Annotated in this window: 19 protein-coding genes; 8 read left to right on the plus strand and 11 right to left on the minus strand. The window is 44.3% G+C overall.

Annotation, left to right across the window (positions count from 1 at the left end):
* Nucleotides 1–87: 87 nt before the first annotated feature.
* Nucleotides 88–1,314: an MFS transporter gene (locus tag MMA19_RS17720; protein WP_240206832.1), complete on the plus strand. Its 1,227-nt coding sequence runs from the start codon at nucleotides 88–90 to the stop codon at nucleotides 1,312–1,314.
* 46 nt (nucleotides 1,315–1,360) lie between these two features.
* Here the strand turns inward: MMA19_RS17720 and MMA19_RS17725 are convergent, their stop codons facing one another.
* Nucleotides 1,361–2,338 (minus strand): Gfo/Idh/MocA family oxidoreductase, encoded by a 978-nt coding sequence (locus MMA19_RS17725; RefSeq protein ID WP_240206834.1) that lies wholly within the window; start codon nucleotides 2,336–2,338, stop codon nucleotides 1,361–1,363.
* Nucleotides 2,339–2,444: 106 nt separating this feature from the next.
* Nucleotides 2,445–3,383: an AraC family transcriptional regulator gene (locus tag MMA19_RS17730; RefSeq protein ID WP_181359052.1), complete on the minus strand. Its 939-nt coding sequence runs from the start codon at nucleotides 3,381–3,383 to the stop codon at nucleotides 2,445–2,447.
* A gap of 162 nt (nucleotides 3,384–3,545) precedes the next feature.
* On the opposite strand from MMA19_RS17730, the gene MMA19_RS17735 reads away from it, so the two are divergent.
* A complete protein-coding gene (locus MMA19_RS17735) occupies nucleotides 3,546–5,576 on the plus strand; it encodes a TonB-dependent siderophore receptor (RefSeq protein WP_240206836.1) in 2,031 nt (676 codons plus the stop codon).
* 50 nt (nucleotides 5,577–5,626) lie between these two features.
* On the opposite strand, the gene MMA19_RS17740 is transcribed toward MMA19_RS17735, so the two are convergent.
* The 3 genes from MMA19_RS17740 to MMA19_RS17750 form a co-directional block, all read right to left on the minus strand.
* Nucleotides 5,627–6,148 carry an NADPH-dependent FMN reductase gene (locus tag MMA19_RS17740; RefSeq protein ID WP_124940091.1) on the minus strand — a complete coding sequence of 174 codons (522 nt, stop codon included), beginning with the start codon at nucleotides 6,146–6,148 and terminating at the stop codon, nucleotides 5,627–5,629.
* 113 nt (nucleotides 6,149–6,261) lie between these two features.
* Entirely contained in the window at nucleotides 6,262–6,525 is a 264-nt protein-coding gene (locus tag MMA19_RS17745) for a YfcL family protein (RefSeq protein WP_006070013.1), read from the minus strand.
* A 24-nt stretch (nucleotides 6,526–6,549) separates the two neighbouring features.
* Complete coding sequence (locus MMA19_RS17750) at nucleotides 6,550–7,080, minus strand: elongation factor P hydroxylase (RefSeq protein WP_006070012.1); 531 nt, start codon at nucleotides 7,078–7,080, stop codon at nucleotides 6,550–6,552.
* A 194-nt stretch (nucleotides 7,081–7,274) separates the two neighbouring features.
* Here MMA19_RS17750 and MMA19_RS17755 point away from each other — a divergent pair, with 194 nt between their 5' ends.
* Both MMA19_RS17755 and MMA19_RS17760 read left to right on the plus strand, forming a co-directional pair.
* The gene (locus MMA19_RS17755; protein WP_006070011.1) at nucleotides 7,275–7,898 is read left to right on the plus strand and encodes a trimeric intracellular cation channel family protein; all 624 of its coding nucleotides are present in this window, start codon (nucleotides 7,275–7,277) and stop codon (nucleotides 7,896–7,898) included.
* 179 nt (nucleotides 7,899–8,077) lie between these two features.
* Entirely contained in the window at nucleotides 8,078–8,548 is a 471-nt protein-coding gene (locus tag MMA19_RS17760; RefSeq protein ID WP_240206837.1) for a glycine zipper family protein, read from the plus strand.
* Between the two features lie 95 nt (nucleotides 8,549–8,643).
* On the opposite strand, the gene fusA is transcribed toward MMA19_RS17760, so the two are convergent.
* From fusA to prmB, 3 genes are all read right to left on the minus strand, one after another.
* On the minus strand, nucleotides 8,644–10,659 hold the full coding sequence (gene fusA, locus MMA19_RS17765) for an elongation factor G (protein WP_006070009.1): 2,016 nt from the start codon (nucleotides 10,657–10,659) through the stop codon (nucleotides 8,644–8,646).
* 272 nt (nucleotides 10,660–10,931) lie between these two features.
* Entirely contained in the window at nucleotides 10,932–12,017 is a 1,086-nt protein-coding gene (aroC, locus tag MMA19_RS17770; protein ID WP_006070008.1) for a chorismate synthase, read from the minus strand.
* A gap of 158 nt (nucleotides 12,018–12,175) precedes the next feature.
* Entirely contained in the window at nucleotides 12,176–13,108 is a 933-nt protein-coding gene (gene prmB, locus MMA19_RS17775; RefSeq protein ID WP_006070007.1) for a 50S ribosomal protein L3 N(5)-glutamine methyltransferase, read from the minus strand.
* A gap of 62 nt (nucleotides 13,109–13,170) precedes the next feature.
* Here prmB and smrB point away from each other — a divergent pair, with 62 nt between their 5' ends.
* The gene (smrB, locus tag MMA19_RS17780; protein WP_031493271.1) at nucleotides 13,171–13,701 is read left to right on the plus strand and encodes an endonuclease SmrB; all 531 of its coding nucleotides are present in this window, start codon (nucleotides 13,171–13,173) and stop codon (nucleotides 13,699–13,701) included.
* 4 nt (nucleotides 13,702–13,705) lie between these two features.
* Here smrB and sixA read toward each other — a convergent pair whose 3' ends face one another.
* On the minus strand, nucleotides 13,706–14,170 hold the full coding sequence (gene sixA / locus MMA19_RS17785) for a phosphohistidine phosphatase SixA (RefSeq protein ID WP_236111371.1): 465 nt from the start codon (nucleotides 14,168–14,170) through the stop codon (nucleotides 13,706–13,708).
* Between the two features lie 293 nt (nucleotides 14,171–14,463).
* On the opposite strand from sixA, the gene MMA19_RS17790 reads away from it, so the two are divergent.
* A complete protein-coding gene (locus tag MMA19_RS17790) occupies nucleotides 14,464–17,247 on the plus strand; it encodes an insulinase family protein (protein ID WP_240206838.1) in 2,784 nt (927 codons plus the stop codon).
* A gap of 39 nt (nucleotides 17,248–17,286) precedes the next feature.
* Here the strand turns inward: MMA19_RS17790 and fadJ are convergent, their stop codons facing one another.
* Both fadJ and fadI read right to left on the minus strand, forming a co-directional pair.
* Entirely contained in the window at nucleotides 17,287–19,404 is a 2,118-nt protein-coding gene (gene fadJ, locus MMA19_RS17795; protein WP_240206839.1) for a fatty acid oxidation complex subunit alpha FadJ, read from the minus strand.
* Nucleotides 19,404–20,711, minus strand: a complete 1,308-nt coding sequence (gene fadI, locus MMA19_RS17800) for an acetyl-CoA C-acyltransferase FadI (protein WP_038229680.1) — start codon at nucleotides 20,709–20,711, stop codon at nucleotides 19,404–19,406. Before fadI ends, fadJ begins: the two co-directional genes overlap by 1 nt.
* A 538-nt stretch (nucleotides 20,712–21,249) precedes the next feature.
* Between fadI and MMA19_RS17805 the strand changes: the two genes are divergently transcribed.
* Both MMA19_RS17805 and MMA19_RS17810 read left to right on the plus strand, forming a co-directional pair.
* Complete coding sequence (locus MMA19_RS17805; RefSeq protein ID WP_006070001.1) at nucleotides 21,250–21,756, plus strand: sigma-70 family RNA polymerase sigma factor; 507 nt, start codon at nucleotides 21,250–21,252, stop codon at nucleotides 21,754–21,756.
* Complete coding sequence (locus tag MMA19_RS17810) at nucleotides 21,749–22,465, plus strand: DUF3379 domain-containing protein (protein WP_240206841.1); 717 nt, start codon at nucleotides 21,749–21,751, stop codon at nucleotides 22,463–22,465. Before MMA19_RS17805 ends, MMA19_RS17810 begins: the two co-directional genes overlap by 8 nt.
* Nucleotides 22,466–22,582: the final 117 nt, after the last annotated feature.

The raw sequence follows: 22,582 nt of genomic DNA on the forward strand, positions 1-22,582 counted from the left end.
CCATAAGGGTACTACTGTAATTCATCAATAGCACTCATGATTAACATATCATTAACAACCCTACTCTAGGATGGATAGGAGATAACTATGTTAAAACACTTTGTGAGCCCCGCTAGGACTATCGACTCCAAAGCCCTGATCATTGCAGCCATGATGCTGGTAATGTTCGCCCCAAATGCCTTTAACTTTCTACCTTTTATGCTAGGTGGTGCGGCCGAAGTGATGTCATTAAATGACGCACAAATCGAAAGTATTGCCATGTACGAATTATTAGCCACCGCCCTTTCATCACTTCTCTTTTCGTTGCTACTCATTCGTCGTACTAATTGGCGCTATATTGGATACCTTGCTGCACTTGCGTTGATTGTGGGCAACTATTTAAGTATGACGGCACAAGATTTTGACAGTTTTATCTTAAGTCGCCTCATTGCAGGTAGTGGTCAGGGTATTGGTTACTCACTAGGTCTTGTCGGAATGAGTGTGACTCGTCACCCTGGTCGGAATTTTGGCTATATGATTGCAGCTCTGAATGTATGGCTGATCACGTGGTTTATCCTCATTCCAGAGTTAATGGCTACCTATGGTTTGAATGCGCTATATCAATTCTTCATGTTCGCATCCGCTCTTTGTCTAGTGGCATTTTGGTTCTACCCAGATAATGGCCGTCTCGACAAAGATCTTGAGATATCAGAGGGTAGTCAGAGCAAGGTGGATAAGAAAACATTTGTCGTCCCGATGATATGGGTCGGCGGCGCGTTTCTTGTGTACAGTTTGAGTCTAGGAATTATCTACCCGTACATCGAAATTATTGGCGATGATATGCAAGCTTCCACTGAAGATGTTGGTTTGGTGTTAGCGGTTGGTTCAGTAATGGCAGTTGTTGGTGGTATTTTGACGGCTGTAGTGGATAAAAAGTACAGTCATACCACGATAATTGTCTCGCTAAGTATCATCAATGCCGCAGTCTGCTTTGGTATGGCTAGCACCAATGACACCACCTCTTTCCTCGGTTTTTCAGCATTTTATATCATGCTATGGAACATGATGTACGCACGTTACTACACCGCATTAGCCACCACCGATAAGTCAGGGTGTTTCAGTTCCTACGGGCCAGAGATTGGTACAGTAGGTCTTGCACTTGGGCCAATTGTCGCCCAGTCAGCTACGGCAACTGGTGACTTTCAAGGACAAGTCGGTGTCGGTGCTATCTGCATTGTCGTCGCCACCGTGATGGTGTTCATTGGCCTTGGAAAATCCAAACTCATAGAACGCTCTTTAGCGACGTCAACTGATTCAAGTCATCAGAAAGCATAAACGAAAGGAGCCGATATCTTATCGGCTCCTTTGCTTTTTCTATCGATTATTTATCAGCCGGGAACACCACACCGGTCTGCAATCGTACTTCGGTAATTATTCTCGAAATATCCAATGAACGCTGCACCGCATGCGGATCCATTTCTTGCGCAGTGATCATAGAAGCAAACGCCTCAGCTTCATACATCATGCTGTTCTCTACTTGTGGAAGCGACACGCTGGTCACTTCACCACTTCTTTCTCGCTTTTCAAAGCCTAGACACTCAGAAAAGTGTGTGAGTAGTAAGCTAGCTTCTTCACCTTGAATCTCGCTCGCCGCATAACTGTTACTCACCTTTGAATGCTCCAGCGTCACATCAAAGTCCGAATAACTTAGCAATACACTGCCGTGCGCGTCAACGCCCGACTCCAGTAAATGCCCAGACGCTTGAATCTTGCTTGGGGCGCCAAATAACTCAACCGCTGCAGCAACGGAATAAAAACCAATATCCATAATAGAGCCGTTAGAAAACTCAGGATTGAACGTATTTGGATTCTCGCCATCAAGGTATCTTTGGTAACGTGAGGAATATTGGCAATAGGTCAAATGAACCTTATGTAGGCGGCCTAATTCCTTCGTAGCTTTTTTTAACTCGATAAAGTTAGGTAAGTACGCCGTTTTGAAGGCTTCCATCAGGATAACGCCGTTCTCTTTGGCAACCTCAAACATCTGCTCAACTTCTTTAATATTCGAAGCTAACGGCTTTTCACAAATCACGTGTTTGCCCGCGCGCATAAGTTGAATCGCTTGTTGGCAGTGCAGACTGTTAGGAGAAGCAATATAAACTGCATCAATGTCTGTCGATATTCCAAGCTCATCTAAACTATCAAAAAACAACGTCGCTCCAAGAGGCTCACCAAAACGCTTTGCTGTTTCTAACGCTCTAGAATAAACGCCACGCACGATGAATTTTTCACTTTCTAGTGCCGCCTGAGCAAACTTCTCACTAATCCAATTGGTTCCTACTATCGCAAGCTTAATCATGATACATCCTTATGATTTTAGTTTGCTGCTAGGGTACTCCTTCAGCTTGATAAACATCAAATGAAATCGTCAATATTGATAGACCATCACGATTCGTCGCTTCACCTTATTCGACCTCTTCCACTATCAGTTTGGACGGGCACTGCCCAAAGTGCTTGCGAAACGCTAAGGTAAAATTAGAAGGATGATGATAGCCCGCTTCGTATGCAGCTTCGGATATGGATAGTCCTCCCTGTTCAATAGACTGCTTAGCGCGCTCCAATTTGCGCGCTCTCACATAGCTTATGACCGTCATGCCAATCTGATTCTTGAATTTTCTTTGTAACTTAGAAACACTCATTGCCATCGAGCGAGCGAGTTCTTCCAAACCTAGATCCTGATCTAAATTGTACTCAATGTGTTTAATCAACTGCGCCACACTATCTGGCCGTTTCTGTTGTGACAAGTTGGAGATTGGTAAACGCTGCTCAATTTCATCCGTGACGATTTTAACCAACTGCAATGTCGCAATATCTCTTGAGATCGTGTCATTAAAGTTGCTGTTTTGTCTTGGTTCAATAAGACTACGAACTATCCGATCCAATTCTTCAGAATAATGAACGTCGATATGTGCCTTATGAGTATTGAGAAATTGATTCAGTGTACAAGACCCGCTTCCCAGCCTAGATTGCAACCACTGGTGAGAAAACAAGATGTTGATTTTCTTTAATGTCGATTGCTTGATGATATCTCTTCGAAAACTTGCTGGCTTCGTCAGATTAACCGCTATCGCTTGAGATTGATTCGTTACCGATAAATCAAAACAGAGGTCATCGTACCCAAAGCTGAGCCTCCCCTCGAGTAGCACAGTTACGATGAGAGCTGGCGTGGCGACAGAAACTACTTTGGTATTCATTAATTCTTCACTGATGCCTCCGTGAAGAACATACCCTTCCTCAATAGTAGAAGGGTGTGAGATAAACACCCCTCTAGCCAATTGCGAACGTCGGGAAGGTGTCTCACTAACAATCGCCTCAAGATCGTTGTCAGCGACTCTTTTTGTCATTACCACTTTCTTAAAAACACTATTGGCCAATTCCACTGCCATTCCTCTTTATAAAACTCATAACTGTTGGACGATTTCTCATAATTGTTTTTGCTATTCACGACCAAATTACAAACTTATCATAAATGCAAACTATTATCATTTACATCATTGGTTAATTTTATGAATGTTTGTCTACCCTCAAAGCCCTATCACGACTTATCTAAAACCAGCTTAGCGGTGGCTCTTGCTTTAGTAAGTGCCCAATCTTTAGCGGATACCGCTATCAATAACGAAAATACCCCACTTGAAGAAACCGTTGTGGTCTGGGGAGCAAAAGTCTCCAGTAGCTCGGAGTCAGTGTTTGCTGAAGATATGTCACTACGCCAAGCCGATCATATGTCCGACTTATTACGAGATATACCCGGTGTCGATGTTGGCGGTACGCACTCGGTAAACCAGCGGATTAATATTCGCGGATTTGGTGAAACTGATTTAGATATTCGTTTAGATGGCGCTTCGCAGCACGCGAATATGTTCCATCACATCGGTAACTTGACACTCAACCCTGACATCATCAAACAAGTAGACATTCAAGTTGGCAATAACTCTGTTACTCAAAGTGGCATCGGTGGCGCGGTTTATTTTGAAACGAAAGATGCACGGGATTTGCTTCGAGGTTCTGATCAGTTTGGCGCCCGTGTGTTTGGTGGCTATGCTGACAACAACAGTAAGCAAGGCTCGCTAACTCTTTATGGACTGATGTCAGAGAAAGTTGATTATATGGTGTACGGCCACGGTGTAAGCCGTGGTAATTTTAAAGATGGTGATGGTAATCAAACTTATGGCTCCGAAGGTGATGTTTATAACATTCTGGGTAAACTAGGATTTGAACCCACTCACGAACACCGCTTTGAACTGGCTTATGACTACTATCGTGACAAAGGTGATTACAACCCTCGCCCTGATATGGGTGGAAACGCCAATATAGGGCTCACTCAGGACGATCTCATTCCAACAACTTATGACCGCAATACCGTTACGCTTAATTACGAACTCAACAAAGAGAAACATATAGGTCGGGTAAATGCGTTCTACAGTAAAACCAAGATAGAGCGCGATGAGAGCGCCATCAGCGGGCGCTGGCCGGGTAACCGACATTCTAACAATAGCGCTGAAAACCGTAATCAGGGCTTCAACGCTAAAGTGCAATCTCAACTGCCTGTCTTTGGCTTCGACAACTCACTCACTTACGGTGTCGATTATGTCGACAAACAGTCAAAAAGTGCCTACGGTGGGGTCGAATTTATGGATGAAAGCGCTATTTCCAGCGCTGCATTCATCGAAGACAAGTTTTATGCTACAGATAGGTTTGCAGTAACGCTTGGAGGTCGTTACGACAACTATAAACGTGAAGCCACAACCAGCGACAAGACATTTTCTGACTTCACATGGGCTTTGGCAGCAGATTGGGAATTTGTTGATGGATGGACATTATTTGCCAGTGGGCGAACACTCTTTAAAGGGCCAGAACTGTTAGAGACCTTTATTCGATATCAGGATGTGGCTTATTTGTCCGACGATATCAAACCAGAAACAGGTTACAACGCTCAAGGTGGACTCAAGTTCAATCGACATATATCGGAACACTTTATTGGCGGTAACTTAACTCTATTTAATACTCGTATAGATGACTATATCGTCGCAGAAGGTAGTGGTCGCCCATATGTTTACAACATTTACAACAAAGGCGACGCCCAATACCGCGGCTTTGAGCTAAGCGGTACATACAGCTATCAAGCATTCCGCTCGAAAGCATCATACTCCAAGTCGGACAACAAAGATTTGACCAACGGTGGGCCCGTAGTCAACGCTGCAGGACGCAGTGCGGACATTGGGGATAGTATTGCCGTAACCTTGGAATATGATATTTTTGCTGTTGATACGCTAATTGGATGGACATCCATAGTGGTACTTGATGAAACGAACGTTCAGGATGGAGCGCCTATCAAACAAGGTTACAATGTTCACAATTTCTACGCACAATGGGTTCCTAACCAAACGCCTGAGCTTTCCGTAACCTTTGGTATTGATAACATCTTTAATGAGCAGTACGTCTCTCATGCTTCACGCTCTGGAACTGCAAGAGGATTTACGTTGGACGACTATGAGCCTGGACGCAACATTAAAATCTCAGCAGCATACGAGTTTTAAATCAATATAAGACGATCTGATAGAGAAAAGGCGCCATTTGGCGCCTTTACTTATAACTGTTTAACAGCAGTTTGAATTTGCTCAACCAGTTCTGCATTGCGCAGACTTCCCGCTTCCAAGTCAAAGTTGTCGTAGAAACTTGGCACTGAGACTGTGGCTTTAACATTGCCGCCAAAATAAGGTGCAGAGTTAACCGCAGCCGCAAGAACGTTACTTGCTCCGCCAGGGCCCGGTGAGGTAGCCAAATAAACCGCCGGAATACCTTTAAACACTTCGCGTTCAATGCGCGTTGCCCAGTCAAACAGGTTTTTATAAGCCGCTGGATGATGGCCGTTATGTTCAGCAAAAGACACCACCAAAGCATCGGCTTGATGAATAGCCGCTAAGAATGCCTTTGCCCCTTCTGCTTGGCCAATTTCTTTCTCTTTATCTTCGCTAAACATTGGCACATCAAACTGGGTAAGATCGAGTACTTCAACGTCCGCGCCTTCGATCAGATTTGCAGCATAAGTAGCTAATGCTTTGTTGATAGAAGTGCTGCTCGTGCTGGCTCCGAATGCGATTACTTTCATGACAAGTTCCTTATTAGTGACAACGTTTTAAGAAGTTGTTTAAAGGTTAACCTATCCATCGTTTTCAACAAGCGAGTAAAACCAATCAAATCAATCGATTTTTTCGAACAAGATTAGATCGCGGCTTGTAGTTCGGTCCAAAGATCGTTCACTATGATTCTATCGGCTGGAGACAATTCAGATTTCGCTTCATCAATACTAGCCTGAATACGAGTTTTGAACTCAGCCAAATCCACTACCCCTTCTTCCTCACAAGAAGCCGCTGACAACGAAATGTGGCCGCGAAGATACCCACCAGCAAACAACTCATCTTCGGATGCGTCTTGGATGCGAGAATCAATGGTCTCTAGAAGTTTTTCTTCATATTCGATGATCATAGTTTAGGTTTTTCCTAGTTTACTCTAACGAACCGCAAATTGGTCACGGCTAAGTTCAGGGGTTTGATAAAACTGTCTTAGTGCTTGAGAAAGTGCCAATACCCGCTTAGGAATACCTTCGGAAAGTATTGCCATTACTTCGTCATGTACTTTACTCATAAACGCCACTCTATCTGGCTCAAAGTCGCCGCTTAGATTGTCACAACTTACGGTAAACGGGAACCCTGCACTGACGGATAAAATCCATTCATAAGCTTGAGGGCGAATTTCTACTTTCTCAAATTCACTCTGCACTTCCTGAGTACGCCCATCTGGATGATACCAGTAGCCAAAATCTTCCAATAATCTTCTTTCAGGTCCCGCCACACACCAGTGTGCAATCTCATGTAAGCCTGAAGCGTAAAAACCTCGTGCAAAGACAATACGATGATATTCCGTTGTTTCGTCGGCAGGTAAATAGATAGGCTCATCTCCACCAAGCTCTAGCTTAGTGTTGTATTCCTGATAGAAAGTTTGGTTAAAAATAGTAATTAAATCTTGGTACTGATGCTGCATAGTGACAGTTAAACGAAAACAATTGGGGCGTATTGTCTATGGAATTTTGCTAGAGGTAAAGTCTTGAGGTGAAGGAACAAGTCGTATCATTAGTTTTATTAATCAGAAAAACGTTTCCTTTATATAATATTTCATTCGTCACAACGCCTTTATGCCACTACACTAGCGCATCTTTTATTTTCGAGTATCGTGTCATGTTGCTAAGTGTCTTATATATTATTGGGATTACCGCCGAAGCAATGACTGGCGCACTGAGCGCTGGCCGTCGCAATATGGACTGGTTTGGAGTTATGTTAGTAGCGAGTGCTACCGCTATCGGCGGTGGTACCGTTCGCGATATTCTGCTTGGTCATTACCCTCTTGGTTGGGTAAAACATCCTGAATTTCTCGCCATCACTTGTGTGGCAGGTGTTCTCACTACTGGGCTTGCCAAATGGATCATTAAGTTCAAAGGGGTATTCATTCGTTTAGATGCACTCGGTCTTGTTGTCTTCACCATCATTGGCACTAACGTCGGGCTTGGCATGGGATTACACCCGTTTATCTGTATCGTTTCCGGATTAGTAACTGGCGTTTTTGGTGGCTTGTTGCGTGACTTGATTTGTCGTCAGACACCTCTGGTACTGCACCAAGAGCTTTACGCGTCGATCTCCGTCATCGCTGCTTGTTTGTACCTTGTTCTTCTGGAATACGGTGTGAGTACTTTGACCACAACGATAGTTACCTTAGTGATCGGTTATACCCTGCGTATGGCAGCGGTTCGGTTTAAATGGCGTTTGCCTTCTTTCCACCTTGATAGTGAAGAAGCCGTCCACTAAGCCCAATTCAACACCACTTTTCTCTTGGCTGATATTTACTAAGTAAATATCAGCTATCTTCTCCGCTCTATCGCTCCAACTCTTTTCTGCTTTTATAGTAAGACTCATCCAAAGCAACCAACATTAAATGTTAGCTGCGCAGCAACGTTTGCTCGTGGCCGCACAATAGGTACTCAACTATGTTTAAGTCTAATTCTTTAAAAGCACTCGCGATCGTTATGGCTATATTCGCAACGGGATGCGCGTCTAATAAGGCTACGGATGGCGAGGAAGAGAATCGAAATGCAGCGCGTAATCGTGGTGCTATTGGTGGTGCGCTTATTGGCGTCACAGCAGGTGCTTTAACTGGTAGCCCTGAAGTCGCAGTAAAAGCAGGCACTATGGGTGCGGTTGCCGGTGGCGTATCGGGCTCTATGAAAGATACCGCAGAAGCGAGAGAAACCGAGCGTACTGCGATCCTTGCCGAAAGCTTGGACAAAGATACGCGCAGCGAATCAGAAAAACGTGTTGCCGAGCTTGAAGCAGAAATTCGAATTAAAGAACTTGAGCAGCAAATCGCAGAGATGGAGCAGCAAGAACAAGCCACGGATTCGGAAAATGACCAAACTACAACTAAACTAGAATCACAACAAGAGAGTGACAGGTCCTAACTTATAGCGTTTGAAGAATAACAACGTCGGTTGGAAGCCCCTTCAACCTCATTCGAGGTGCGGGGCTTTTTTTCATCGTTTAGGAAATATCAGAATCAATCAGCGCCTTCACATACTTTCTTTTGTATCGTTGGCGGTGCCGGTTCATAGTGGCTAAGCGTCATACTAAATCGTCCTTCGCCACCCGTCAGTGCTTTGAGGCGTCTTGAGTAATCTTGCAGTTCGTTAATTGGCGACTTGGCTTCCAGTAACGTACTACCAAACGCCCCCTGTTCGCTGCCAACAATCAACCCACGATTACCGGACAAATCACCAGATACATCACCTACTGACGCAGTCGGTATCTCAAGTGTTAAATCCACAATCGGCTCCAGTACTATTGGACCAGCCTCTTCAACCGCTTGCAAAAAGGCTTTCTTACCTGCGATAACAAAGGCAATTTCTTTTGAATCTACTGAATGGTATTTGCCATCAAAAACCGTCACTTCAATATCACGAATTGGGTTACCGGAAATCGCCCCTTCTTCAAGGGCCTGCTGAATGCCTTTCTCCACAGCAGGGATTAATGCCGTTGGAATGGCACCACCTACCACTTTATTGACAAACTTAAATCCTGCGCCTCTTGCTAGCGGTTTTACTTTTAGTTGAACCTCTCCAAACTGCCCAGCTCCGCCACTTTGTTTCTTGTGACGATATTGCGCTTCTGCTGGCTTAGTAATGGTCTCGAAATATTCAACGCTTGGCTGACTGGTTTCAACGTCCAACTTAAACACTTTAAGCATTTTTTCGAGCGCAATTTTGAGGTGGAATTCACCCTGTCCACTCAAGACTGTTTCATTGGTACGAGTGCGATGCTCAATTTTCAGTGTCGGATCTTCTGCGGCAATCTTAGCCAAAACATCAGAAAGCTTCTGCTCATCACCACGTTTTTTGGGGCGCAGGGCTAAGCTATACATGGATTCAGGGAAGTTTAGTGTTTTGAACGCCACTCCATCTTCATCATGGGAGTCATGAATGACCGAATCAAACTCCAGATCATCCACCTTAACAAGTACACATAAATCGCCGGCTTTAGCACTGCTAATTTCTTGTCGTTTTTTACCTTGCAGATTATACAAATGACCCACTTTGAATGCCTTGCTGCTATCTCCAACAAACAACTGGCTACCTGTTGTGAGCTCCCCTTGGAAAACTCTGACATAAGCAAGTTTACCCATGTATGGGTCTACATTTATTTTGTAGACATGCGCGACTGTGTGGTCACGTTTATCGCAGTCAATTGATACTCGTTTACCATTTTTCTCTAATAAAGGCGGATTACCTTCATCAGGCATTGGCATAATTTCTGCCAATGTACGAAGCAGAAGATCACAACCTGCCCCCGTATCGGACGATACGAAACATACTGGTATTACATGCCCAGTGCGCAAGGCTTCCTCAAATGGATCATGAAGCTGTTCTGGTGTTAATTCTGAGCCTTGTTCTAGGTATAGCTCCATCAAGGCTTCATCAACCTCCACTACTTGATCGATGAGCAGTTCATGGGCATCTTCAACTCCGCTAAACAAGGTCGCTTGCTCTGGATTAGGTTCGAAGTAACAGTCTATGACCTCTGCGGGCTTATCGGAAGGTAAGTTTATTGGCAAACATTGAGCGCCAAAACGTTGCTCAATGTCTTCTAAGAGTGCCACCAATTTATCGGTATGTTGGTCAATCTTGTTCACCACGATCATTTGGCATTTTTTCTGCTCTTGAGCAAATTTGAAAAGGCGTTCTGACACTTGGTTAATTGGTAAACTGGCATCAAGAATCAATGCCGTCGTTTCAACAGCAGGAAAGATACTCAAAGTGCGGCCAAGCAGCTCAGCTTGTCCTGGAGTATCGATAATATTCATTTGGTGTTTTTGCCAAGAGAGCGTAACGGGAGTTGCTTCAACACTATGCTGGTAGTGTATGGATTGGTCATCAAAATCAGTGATGGTGTCACCATCTTCCACATGACCAAGATGTTGGCTGGAATGGGACTCAAAAAGCAGGCGTTCAATTAGGCTGGTTTTACCGGTTCCTGTTTGACCGACAAAGGCAATATTTCTGATTTCATGTTGAGACATAATGGACTCCTAAAATGATTGGAAACAAGCACAGTTGCATCGAGTCGGCGGTTTCCCGCCAGCTCGTCTTCCAAGTCATTTTTCGGATCCTTCTGTCCAATAAATGCACTCCTTTTCTCGATGAAGTTCTAGTGTGACTCTATACCCCTAAAATTATTGTGACTAATTTCATATCATTACTAATTTTGAGCATTTATTGTCCAAGACGTGATGAGGTACAAAAAAAGCCTCGCAGCGTTACTGCGAGGCTTCAAGTCTGTTGCTTATTCGAGCTAAATAACCGGTGTTTCTGTCGTTACACCGTGGTTTTGACCACGATGACGCAGTAAGTGATCAAGGAGAACAATCGCTAGCATCGCTTCCGCGATTGGCACAGCACGAATGCCCACGCAAGGATCGTGGCGACCTTTGGTAATTAGCTGAGTTGGCTCACCAGTTCGAGTAATTGTGTCTCCCGGAACGGTAATACTTGATGTTGGTTTTAGAGCAATATTCGCAACGATATCTTGCCCGGTAGAAATACCACCTAAAATACCCCCAGCGTGGTTGCTTGAAAAGCCTTCAGGCGTTAAAGGGTCACGATGTTCGCTGCCTTTTTGGTTTACCACATCAAAGCCATCGCCAATCTCGACACCTTTAACGGCATTAATGCTCATCAATGCATGAGCGATATCGGCATCAAGACGATCAAAGATAGGCTCCCCAAGGCCAACTGGTACATTGGTTGCTACTACTTGCAGCTTAGCGCCAATGGAATCACCCTGTTTTTTTAGGTCACGAATCAGCTGATCAAATGCTTCGACTTTGTCCACGTCAGGGCAGAAGAACGCGTTGTTTTCGATTTCATTCCAATCGACCTTATCGATAGACACATCGCCCATTTGTGATAAGTAAGCACGAATTTCTACACCGAATTCTTGTTTAAGATATTTCTTTGCAATTGCACCAGCCGCAACACGCATTGCGGTTTCACGAGCTGATGAACGACCACCACCTCGGTAATCACGTACCCCGTATTTTTGGTGATAGGTATAGTCGGCATGACCGGGACGGAATTTATCTTTAATTTCTGAATAATCTTTAGAACGCTGATCGGTATTTTCAATCAGCAGGCCAATTGATGTACCCGTTGTTTGACCTTCAAATACCCCAGAGAGGATTTTTACTTCATCAGGTTCACGTCTCTGAGTGGTGTACTTTGAGGTACCTGGGCGGCGACGATCTAAGTCTACTTGCAGATCGGCTTCGGTAATTTCTAACCCTGGAGGACAACCATCAACGATACAACCCAATGCAATACCGTGACTTTCTCCAAATGTTGTTACACGAAAATGTTGTCCGATGCTATTTCCTGCCATTACTTCCTCTGTCTGTCAGAACAAGCTATATCCGAGCTTGTTCAATGCCTGTCTGTTCTTCGTGATTTCATAGTGACGACAAAGGCAGACGTTGTAAACCCCCAAACAAAAAAACGCCGCAATTCTCATTACGGCGTCTTCAGTCATCTCGTTAACGATCAATCTTTATAGATTGCAAATTCCTCAGCGTGGGCAACAAGCTGCTCTCGCGTCAGCATAAATACGCCGTGACCGCCGTTCTCGAACTCAATCCAAGTAAATGGAATATGAGGGTACTGTTCCATCATGTGAACCATAGAGTTACCCACTTCACAAATAAGAATGCCGTTATCAGTTAAGTAGTCTGGTGCATTAGAAAGAATACGACGCACCAATTTCAATCCATCGGTCCCTGCCGCAAGACCAAGCTCCGGCTCATGAGTAAACTCTTCTGGTAAAGAATTCATATCTTCTTCATCCACATATGGTGGATTTGAGACAATCAGGTTGTATTTCTCTTTTGGCAGATCGCGGAACAAATCAGAGCGAATTGGGAACACTTGCTGCTCGAGGCCGTGGTCTTGAACGTTTTGTTCTGCAACTTCCAATGCATCGGTGGAGATATCAATCGCGTCTACTTCGGCATCAGGGAAAGCATGTGCACATGCAATCGCAATACAGCCACTGCCAGTGCAAAGGTCCATGATGCGTACCGGCTCTTCACTTAACCATGGCTGGAACTGCGCTTCAATTAATTCGCCAATTGGAGAACGCGGCACTAATACGCGCTCATCAACGAAGAACTCTAAACCACAGAACCACGCTTTGTTAGTCAAGTAAGCTGTTGGAGTGCGATCATTGATACGCTTAATAACACGCTCAACAACGCGAAGACGCTCACTACTTGTTAAGCGAGAGTTCAAAACATGCGGTGGCACATCGATAGGTAAGTACAGCGTTGGCAGAATCAGCTGAACCGCTTCATCCCAAGCATTGTCAGTGCCGTGGCCGTAAAAAAGACCCGCTGCGTTGAAGCGACTGACCGTCCAACGAATCAAATCTTGTAATGTGTGAAGCTCAGAAACGGCTTCTTCCACAAAAATCTTATCCAAAATTGCCTCCAAAAAGCGCTACAATACTGCTAATAACCTAATTTAATGAGTTGTTCCCATTAATGAGCCAGAAAGACGACAATACCGATGATGATTTCGGTCTATTCCGGGACGCAGTACAAGGCGTAAAAAAGTTGCGACAGGATACCATAGTCCAGCAGCCAAACCGAAATAAGAAACAAAAAGAAGCGAAAAGAACCAATAGAGAAGCGAAAGACGCAGAGTTTTACTTCTCGGATGAGTTTGTTCCGCACTTAAGCGATGAAGGACCAACGCGCTATGCTCGCGATGATGTGTCTACGTATGAAGTAAAGAGGTTACGTCGTGGTGTCTATGTGCCTGATGTTTTCTTAGACATGCACGGCATGACACAACAAGAAGCAAAACGTGAATTAGGCGCAATGATTGCTCATTGCGTGAAAGAGAACATTCATTGTGCTTGCGTTATGCATGGCATCGGCAAGCACATTCTGAAACAAAAAGCGCCTCTTTGGTTGGCGCAGCATCCAGACGTAATGGCGTTTCACCAAGCACCACTCGAGTTTGGTGGTGATGGTGCTCTGTTGGTATTGCTTTCAATACCAGAAAAGTAACGTCCTAAGGGTGAATGTGCCAGAGCACTTCGCCCTGCCTTCTCTCCACATCATACTCAATACACACTAAGCCTGATGTTGGAAACATTGGTGCACTGATATCACCGACAAATTCGGCAGTTAGGTAACCAACCAACGGCAAGTGCGATACCAGCAAAACTGACTCTAGATTTTCTAACTCAGCAATAGCTGACACATACTCAACCACGTCTTCCGCTTGACCATAAGGCGTAATATCGTCAGAGGTCACCACGTCGTTACTACTAAACTCGCTACTAATTGCAGCCCAAGTTTGTTGTGCTCTCAGGTATGGGCTGACCAGCACTTTGTCAAACTCCGAGTAACCTTGCTGTTTGCAAGCTCTCGCAACGATTACCGAGCATTCTTTGCCGTGAGATGTCAGAGCTCGCTCTTCGTCGCTAGGTGCGTAATGGACAGCCTCGCCATGGCGCATTATAAAAACTTTCATATGTTTACCTGTTTCTACTGATGGTTAACTTCATCGTTCCATCGATACAGAGCTATACTTATTTAAAAAAATTAATTATATCAATTCACTTGCTAAAGGCTTCGACTTTCTTAACAATTTAATAAGTAGTCTAAAAATATTTGTAACTTTGTTTTTGCGTGTCTCTTATTTAACGTCATAATTATTTTACTTAAGTATTGGTAAACCCTGTTAGTACCAATAGTGAGACATTGCTTTTGTTGCCAGGTGCTTGGTTGAGCTGTCCAAGCTTCCGCTTAATCTGGAGAAGATAAGTGCATCTAAGTCCTAATGATAGTCGCTCCTATCGCTACCTTACTCTCAACAATGAGCTAAGAGTACTGCTTATTCAAGATATGCAGGCTCAAAAATCGGCTGCCGCTCTGGCCGTTAATGTCGGTCATTTTGACGATCCTGATGATCGTGAAGGGCTCGCTCATTACTTGGAGCATATGCTGTTTCTCGGCACAGACAAATACCCCAAAGTTGGTGAATTCCAGTCTTTTATTAGCCAACATGGTGGCTCAAATAATGCGTGGACAGGCACTGAGCACTCGTGCTTTTTCTTCGATATTTATCCAAACGCCTTTGAAAAAGGTCTCGACCGTTTCAGCCAGTTTTTTTCTGCCCCTCTTTTTAACGAGGAAGCGCTCGACAAAGAACGTCAAGCGGTAGATTCAGAGTACAAACTAAAGCTGAATGAAGATGGACGACGTTTGTATCAGGTCCAAAAAGAGACCATTAACCAAGCTCACCCATTTTCTAAATTTTCCGTCGGAAATATCGACACGCTGAGTGATCGAAATGGGCAAAGTATTCGCGAAGAAATTGTTCGTTTTCATAAAGAACAATACTCTGCTGACCTTATGACATTAGCACTCATAGGTCCTCATGAACTTGATGAGCTAGAGCAATGGGCTGCCGGCAAGTTTAGCGATGTGGGCAATAATCAAGTACACGGAAAAGTAGTTGATGTCCCTTTTACGACGAAAGAACATACCGAAGTTCTAATTCAAGTAGAACCTATTAAAGAGATCCGCAAACTAATTCTCTCTTTCCCATTACCTGCCACGAATCAGCATTATCACCAAAAGCCAATGTCATACTTCGCCAACTTACTCGGCTACGAAGGTCAAGGCAGCTTAATGCTTTATCTTAAAAACAAAGGGTGGATTACCTCGCTATCTGCTGGTGGTGGAGCGTCGGGGAGTAACTTTCGCGAATTCAGTGTCAGCGTCTCTTTGACACCTGTTGGCTTAGAGCATGTTGATGAGATCATCCAAGCCGTTTTCCAGTTTACCGCGCTAATAAAGTCTGACGGCATGGATGAATGGCGCTACGATGAAAAAAGGGCTGTTACCGAATCAGCGTTCCAATTTCAAGAACCTGCACGCCCATTAGATCTCGTTAGCCACCTTGTAATGAACATGCAAAACTATTTGCCGGAAGATATTGTCTACGGCGACTATAAAATGTCTGGTTATGATGAAGAGCTATTGAAGCAATATGGTTCCTATCTCACCACAGACAATTTGAAAGCAACCTTAGTCGCTAAAGAGCAACGTTACGACCAACAAGCGAAGTGGTATTTTACGCCCTATTCAGTAACGCGTTTTACTGACGAACAGTTAGCATTCTTTAATCAGTTGCCTGCATTTTCTGACCTTCCATTCGGATTGCCAGAGAAAAACCCATTTATTAACTACGATTTAAAGACCTACCCTGTTGAGTCCAATGGTGAGCACCCTGAGCTAATTGAAGACCTTGACGGCTTTAGGCTGTGGCACCTACAAGACGATAAATTCAACGTCCCAAAAGGCGTAGTGTTTATTGCTATCGATAGTCCTCACTCTGTCAATTCACCCAAGAACATTGTCAAGACTCGCTTATGTGTTGAAATGTTCCTCGACTCATTGTCTGAAGAAACTTACCCCGCTGAAGTGGCTGGTCTTGGATATGACATGTATGCACACCAGGGTGGTGTTACGCTGTCCATCTCAGGATTCAGTAAGAAACAGCCTCAACTACTGGAAATGATTCTTAAGCGATTCGCGTCTAGAGAGTTCAATCCTGCCCGGTTCGAAAGCATCAAATCTCAACTATTGAGAAGCTGGCGCAATACGGCCAAAGATCGTCCTATTTCACAGTTATTCAATGCGATGACTGGGATATTGCAACCAAACAACCCGCCTTATCCGGTACTAATCGAAGCTCTTGAGTCTATCGAAGTGGACGAGCTACCAAACTTCGTTCAGTCTATTTTGTCCGAGCTGCATATTGAGATGTTTGTCTACGGTGATTGGCATCGCCAAGGCGCACTCGATATCGCCACTACTTTGAAAGATGCCCTTAGACTGAATAATCAAAAATACGAAGAAAGCCTACGTCCTTTGGTCATGCTTGGGGAGAATGGCAGTTTCCAAAAAGAAGTGTTCTGCGACCAAGATGACTCTGCCATCGTGGTTTACTATCAGTGTGAAGATATTGAACCAAGAAGCATCGCGTTGTACTCGTTGGCGAATCACCTGATGTCCGCCACCTTCTTTCATGAGATTCGTACCAAGCAGCAGCTCGGCTATATGGTTGGCACTGGTAATATGCCGCTTAACCGTCACCCTGGTATTGTATTGTATGTCCAATCTCCAAATGCGGCGCCCAACGATTTGATTCGCTCAATCGACGAGTTTCTTAACGCCTTCTACATGGTGCTACTAGAACTTAATGATTACCAGTGGCACAGCAGTAAGAAAGGGCTTTGGAATCAAATCTCAACCCCTGATACCACATTACGAGGACGAGCTCAGCGACTCTGGATTGCTATTGGCAACAAAGACACAGAGTTCAACCAACGAGAGAAAGTACTAGCTGAACTTAAATCACTCACAAGGGCGGATATGATTCGCTTTGTTGTGAATGAGCTAAAACCCAGAACCGCCAATCGGCTGATCATGCACAGCCAAGGTAAAGCGCATATTAACGCGCCACGCTTGGACCTAGGTTTCGAGATAGGCTCAATTGAAGAGTTTCAATTAAGGCCGAAGGATACGGATTTAGGATAATAAAAAACCCCTCATTTGAGGGGTTTTCTTTTTTAACGCTTATTTATAGAAGGTTTCGTCAAGTCCAGCTCGAGTTAACAAGCCGTCGCATGGCGCAAAGCGGTCACCGTATTTCTCAGCGTGCTGGTTCATCAACTCAACGACTTTCTTAATTCCAATCGTATCCATATAGCGGAAAGGACCACCTAAGAATGGTGGGAAACCAATACCGAAGATCGCACCAATGTCACCATCACGTGGACTGCGAATAATGCCTTCGTCCAAGCAGCGCACTGCTTCATTCAACATAGGTAAAGCACAGCGAATAGCGATATCTTTCTCAGACATCTTAGCTTCAGGTTTCAGGCCAAGAACGCTGTACACCGAACTGTCCACTGACTTCTTTTTACCTTTATAGGTGTAGAAACCCTTACCTGTTTTTCTGCCTTTACGACCATCGTTTAATAGTTTGTCGAAAACATCCGGACCTTGGAATCGCTCGCCTAGTTCAGCGACTAAAATTGGCATGATCTTGGCGCCAATATCAACACCTACTTCATCTAACAGTGTGATAGGTCCGACAGGGAAACCAAAGTCCAACAAAGCGTTATCAAGTGCTTCAATCGGCTCGTTTGATAGTAGGACGTTTGCCGCTTCATTCATGTAAGGCGCAAGAATACGGTTTACGTAGAAGCCTGCTTGGTCTTTAACAACAATCGGTGTTTTACCTTGCTTTCTGGCAAACTTAACCATAGTCGCGATAGTTTCATCCGATGTACCTTCATGCGGAATCACTTCCACCAACGGCATTTTATCGGCTGGACTAAAGTAATGCAGACCAACCACATTTTCTGGACGTTCCGCTTTTTCAGCAATCTGCGCGATAGGAATGGATGACGTATTGGTAGCAAAAATGGTTTCTGGTTTAGCGTTGCTCTCGACGTCATTCACCATCTGTTGTTTCAACGATAGATCTTCAAATACCGCTTCGACCACAACATCGGCCTTGGCAAAACCGGTAAAGTCTGTGCCGCCAGCCATTTGCAACATTTGCGCTTGTAGATCCGCTTTAGAGATAATGCGACGCTTACGCTTTTTCTCTAACAACTTAAAGTTGTAATTAAGCGCATTCACAATGCCTTCATTAGCAACATCTTTAATGCGAACTGGCACTTTCGCTTTGCATACGGTGACGTGAGTAATACCCGCCCCCATTAAGCCACCACCAAGTACCACAGCGTTGTCGACGGCTTTAGGCTGCGCGTCACTACCAAATTCTTTCTTCATCTCTGTGGTAGCGAAGAAAATAGAACGTAACGCTTTAGATTCTGAAGTCATCACTAATTCGCCAAAGCGTTTAGCTTCATTCTCCAGCCCTTTCTTCATGCCTTTTTCGAGACCATAGCGAATTACATCTAAAATGGCATCGGCCGCAGGATAGTTACCGCGTGTTTTTTCGTTGGTCTTCTTCGCTGCTTGGTCAAAGATAACTTTACGACCAAGACCGGTACCTGACATCAACACTTCTTTCTTGGTGAGCTTTTTCGCTTTGCGCTTTTTACCCTTACCTAAGAAATCTTTCGCCACGTCCAACAAAATAGTGTGTGGCACACTCGCATCGACGACACCAAGTTTTTTCGCCTTTTTGGCGCGAAGTTGCTTACCCGTAAGAATAAGGTCAAGAGAAGGCAGTAGCCCAATAAGTCTCGGTAGTCGCTGTGTGCCACCTGAGCCAGGAAGCAAACCAAGCTGAACTTCTGGTAGTCCTAGCTTAGTAATATCCGCATCACTACATACACGATAATCACAAGCAAGTGCGAGTTCTAGACCACCGCCCAAGCAGGGACCGTGAATCGCAGCAACAACAGGGAATGGAAGATCGGAAAGCTGCTGGAACATCTCTTGCCCTTTTGCAGCTAACGCTTGTGCTTCTTCTGCAGATGTACATGCATCAAGCATTCTCACATCTGCTCCGGCAATAAAGTTATCCGATTTCAATGAGTGGACAATCAACCCTTTAAGTGCCGATTTTTTCTCTTCAAGCTCAGAAAAAACTTGTGCCATTTCATCGGCAAACGCAGCCTGAAGGGTATTCATTTTCTCACCTGGAACATCTATTCCAAGCCATGCAATGTTCTGCTCATCAACATTAAGATGAAAGGCTTTTTGCTCGCTCATTATTCTACCTCCAGAATCATTGCCGCACCTAAACCACCAGCCGCGCAAGCGGTGTTAAGCGCTAATCCACCACCGCGACGCTTAAGCTCGTTCAGTGTTTGCGTAATCATTCGTGCACCAGTGGCTGCGAATGGGTGGCCATAGGCAAGTGAACCACCAAGTACGTTGAATTTCTCCATATCGATTTCACCAATTGCACTCGAACGGCCAAGTTTTTCTTTAGCAAACGACTCGCTTGCAAACATCTTGACGTTAGAAAGTGCTTGAGCCGCGAAGGCTTCATGCATGTCGATAAGCGTTAAATCTGATAACGAGATTCCAGCGCGATCTAGTGCCATAGGTGTTGCATAAGATGGCCCCATCAGCATATCTTCACGAACGCCAATAGCAGAGAACGCATAAGAACGGATATAGCCTTTGATTTCTAAACCCAGCTCTTTAGCTCGACCTTCACGCATCAACATAATCGCTGCAGCGCCATCAGTCAGCGGCGTACTGTTAGCCGCAGTTACGGTGCCATATTGGCGATCGAATGCTGGACGAAGCTTACTATAGCTAGCAAGCTCTGAGTCATGACGGATGTTGTTATCTTGATCTAGGCTCTTCTTATATGGTTCAGGGAAGGCCGTCATTACCTCATCACGCACTTTGCCCTCTTTCCAAGCTTGCGCTGCAAGAGAGTGAGAGCGATGCGCTAACTCATCTTGTTCAAGACGGGTGATTCCATGAGATTTCGCCATCTGTTCAGCCGTTTGTCCCATGGATAATCCAGTCGAATACTCTGCAACCGCAGGTGGCACAGGCATAAGGTCCTTGAAAGACAACTTCTTAAGAATGCTAAGTTTTTGGCCGACTGTTTTAGTTTTACTCAAAGCAAGAAGGTTCGCAGCCAGTTTTTTAGAAACCCCAATAGGTAAAACAGAAGATGAATCGGCGCCACCAGCAATCCCAACATCAATGGTGCCAGCCATAATACTTTCGCAGACATTGGCAGCAGCTTGGAAACTAGTCGCACAAGCTCTTGTCACACTATAAGCGTCAGTATGAATGTTCATGCCTGTGCCAAGAACAATTTCTCGTGCAATGTTAGGGGCTTCTGGCATCTGAACAACCTGACCAAATACCACTTGGTCAATTAACTTAGGGTCGATATCGGTACGTGCCATCATTTCGGCAACGACCATCTTTCCTAGGTCAACAGCGGGTACTTGGCTAAATTCGGTGCTTTGGCGCGCAAAAGGGGTGCGCAACCCTGCAACTACAGCGATACGTTCGCCGTTACGGGTGGTGAGATCGATTTTCCCCACTTCCTTACTGCTCATAATTTCTCCTTCCTAAGAGGTCTGACCACAGCATTGTAACGAAGATGTTAAGAATTTAAAACAGTCGTTTAATAAAACTTGATGGATTTATTGAATAACGTGATATGGTCGACCAAAATGGAATATGAGAATGACGTAAGCTAAGCGACAATAGGAACAGTGAAAACAAGAAGATAGATTCTACGAGCAAAAAAAAACCACACAGTAAATTGTGTGGTTGGAATCTATAAAGCAATTAACTTGCGCCAATTGAAAATAATCAGTTTCCTGATTAGGAGAAAGTAAAGTCAGCCTTCAAAAGGAAGTGTCATCTTGCTCAACATGTTAGTCCCGAAAGACCAACGAGATGACAAGGGTTAATATAACCGCTCCTCAGGTCTTAATTTTGAACTAGATCAATTTTGAGTGACTTTGCTGTAAATCCAGGGAAAAAAACACGAATCACAGAGCAAAAACGGGGGCTCCTGTGTCATTTATAAAAAAGTTTGGAAAGAAATCTTCGAGTAGTCCGGTCAACTCGAATATGGACAAACAAAGAAAATACGAAGCACTGGTTCGTGCTTATCATAGAGATCTTTATCGATACGCTTATTGGTTGTGTAAAGATAAGCCCGTCGCTGAAGATCTTGTTCAAGAAACCTGCTTGCGTGCTTGGAAGTCTCTGGATAGCCTTCAAGATGAAAAAGCCGCGAAGTCATGGCTTATCACGATTCTACGTAGAGAGAATGCTCGACGTTTTGAACGTAAGCAGTTTGATCTCGTCGATATCGATGATTATGGCAATGATGCAAAGGTTTCTGATGATCCGCACCATCAGCAGGAATGGCTTCAAGCACAAATTATGAAACTCGATGTCGAGTATCGAGAACCGCTCTTTCTACAAGTCGTTGGTGGCTTTAGTGGTGAAGAAATCGGCTCGATCCTCGACCTTAACAAAAACACTGTAATGACTCGATTATTTAGAGCACGCAACCAGCTCAAGGAAATGTTGGAGTCTGCGGATTCACCTAGGGGGCAACACAATGGATGAGTTAGAATTCCGTCGTCGTATTATGTCCGATCCGAAGGCGAAAGATGCTGAGTTATTGGAAGCGATCCAACAAAGCGAAAACAATGCGAAATATATGGAAGATATTTTGTCATTGGACGCTCGAATCGAACAAGCGATGAAAGTCGATGTTCCCGATGATTTAGCTGACCGGATCTTATTTAACCAACCAGAAAGCAACGTGGTCAAAGTGAAATTCGGTAAGCGCGCGCTTTCATTAGCAGCGTCTATCGCTTTTGCCTTTGGTTTACTAGTAGGCCAAGTTAATTGGGGGAATGTGGTTGTTTCACCGGCACAAGCTTCGTTATCTGATACAGCTATGAAACATGTTCATGAAGAAATGGGCTTTATTGAGCCACTTGATGAAAACGTCTCTAAAGCTCAAATTAATGCTAAATTGCTGCCATTTGCTTATCAGATCGGCCAGAGCTTTCCTTACCATGTTTATTATTTGAATCACTGCGGTTTTGGTGAGTCCAATGCAATGCACATGGTATTTCAAGGTGAAAAAGGCAAAGTGACCCTGTTCTTAACAGGCATCGCGAGCGGACAAACTAAGTCTTTCGATAAAGATGGAATGGCGGGAATGGTCGAACCGATTGGCGATGCCAGTTTCATCCTTGTTGGTGAAGAAGGTGAAGACTTTAGTAAAATCGGCGAAAACATTAAGAAAATCCTTAACCCTGCTTAATTTTATAGATAAAAGAGCCCTATTTCCGGATAGGGCTCTTTTTTTATTGATATTGTTATTTTTAGAGTATCAACTCTAGAAATAACCTTTTTCGATGCATTTCCTGCCAAATAGTCA

Origin of the sequence: Vibrio sp. CyArs1 (assembly GCF_022432925.1) — a bacterium.
Lineage (GTDB): Bacteria > Pseudomonadota > Gammaproteobacteria > Enterobacterales > Vibrionaceae > Vibrio > Vibrio mediterranei.

Excerpts from the sequence above, each read along its gene's own strand:
- MMA19_RS17720 (WP_240206832.1), top strand. The coding sequence starts at position 88 with ATGTTAAAACACTTTGTGAGCCCCGCTAGGACTATCGACTCCAAAGCC.
- MMA19_RS17725 (WP_240206834.1), bottom strand. The coding sequence starts at position 2,338 with ATGATTAAGCTTGCGATAGTAGGAACCAATTGGATTAGTGAGAAGTTT.
- MMA19_RS17730 (WP_181359052.1), bottom strand. The coding sequence starts at position 3,383 with ATGACAAAAAGAGTCGCTGACAACGATCTTGAGGCGATTGTTAGTGAG.
- MMA19_RS17735 (WP_240206836.1), top strand. The coding sequence starts at position 3,546 with ATGAATGTTTGTCTACCCTCAAAGCCCTATCACGACTTATCTAAAACC.
- MMA19_RS17740 (WP_124940091.1), bottom strand. The coding sequence starts at position 6,148 with ATGAAAGTAATCGCATTCGGAGCCAGCACGAGCAGCACTTCTATCAAC.
- MMA19_RS17745 (WP_006070013.1), bottom strand. The coding sequence starts at position 6,525 with ATGATCATCGAATATGAAGAAAAACTTCTAGAGACCATTGATTCTCGC.
- MMA19_RS17750 (WP_006070012.1), bottom strand. The coding sequence starts at position 7,080 with ATGCAGCATCAGTACCAAGATTTAATTACTATTTTTAACCAAACTTTC.
- MMA19_RS17755 (WP_006070011.1), top strand. The coding sequence starts at position 7,275 with ATGTTGCTAAGTGTCTTATATATTATTGGGATTACCGCCGAAGCAATG.
- MMA19_RS17760 (WP_240206837.1), top strand. The coding sequence starts at position 8,078 with ATGTTTAAGTCTAATTCTTTAAAAGCACTCGCGATCGTTATGGCTATA.
- fusA (WP_006070009.1), bottom strand. The coding sequence starts at position 10,659 with ATGTCTCAACATGAAATCAGAAATATTGCCTTTGTCGGTCAAACAGGA.
- aroC (WP_006070008.1), bottom strand. The coding sequence starts at position 12,017 with ATGGCAGGAAATAGCATCGGACAACATTTTCGTGTAACAACATTTGGA.
- smrB (WP_031493271.1), top strand. The coding sequence starts at position 13,171 with ATGAGCCAGAAAGACGACAATACCGATGATGATTTCGGTCTATTCCGG.
- sixA (WP_236111371.1), bottom strand. The coding sequence starts at position 14,170 with ATGAAAGTTTTTATAATGCGCCATGGCGAGGCTGTCCATTACGCACCT.
- fadJ (WP_240206839.1), bottom strand. The coding sequence starts at position 19,404 with ATGAGCGAGCAAAAAGCCTTTCATCTTAATGTTGATGAGCAGAACATT.
- MMA19_RS17805 (WP_006070001.1), top strand. The coding sequence starts at position 21,250 with ATGGACAAACAAAGAAAATACGAAGCACTGGTTCGTGCTTATCATAGA.
- MMA19_RS17810 (WP_240206841.1), top strand. The coding sequence starts at position 21,749 with ATGGATGAGTTAGAATTCCGTCGTCGTATTATGTCCGATCCGAAGGCG.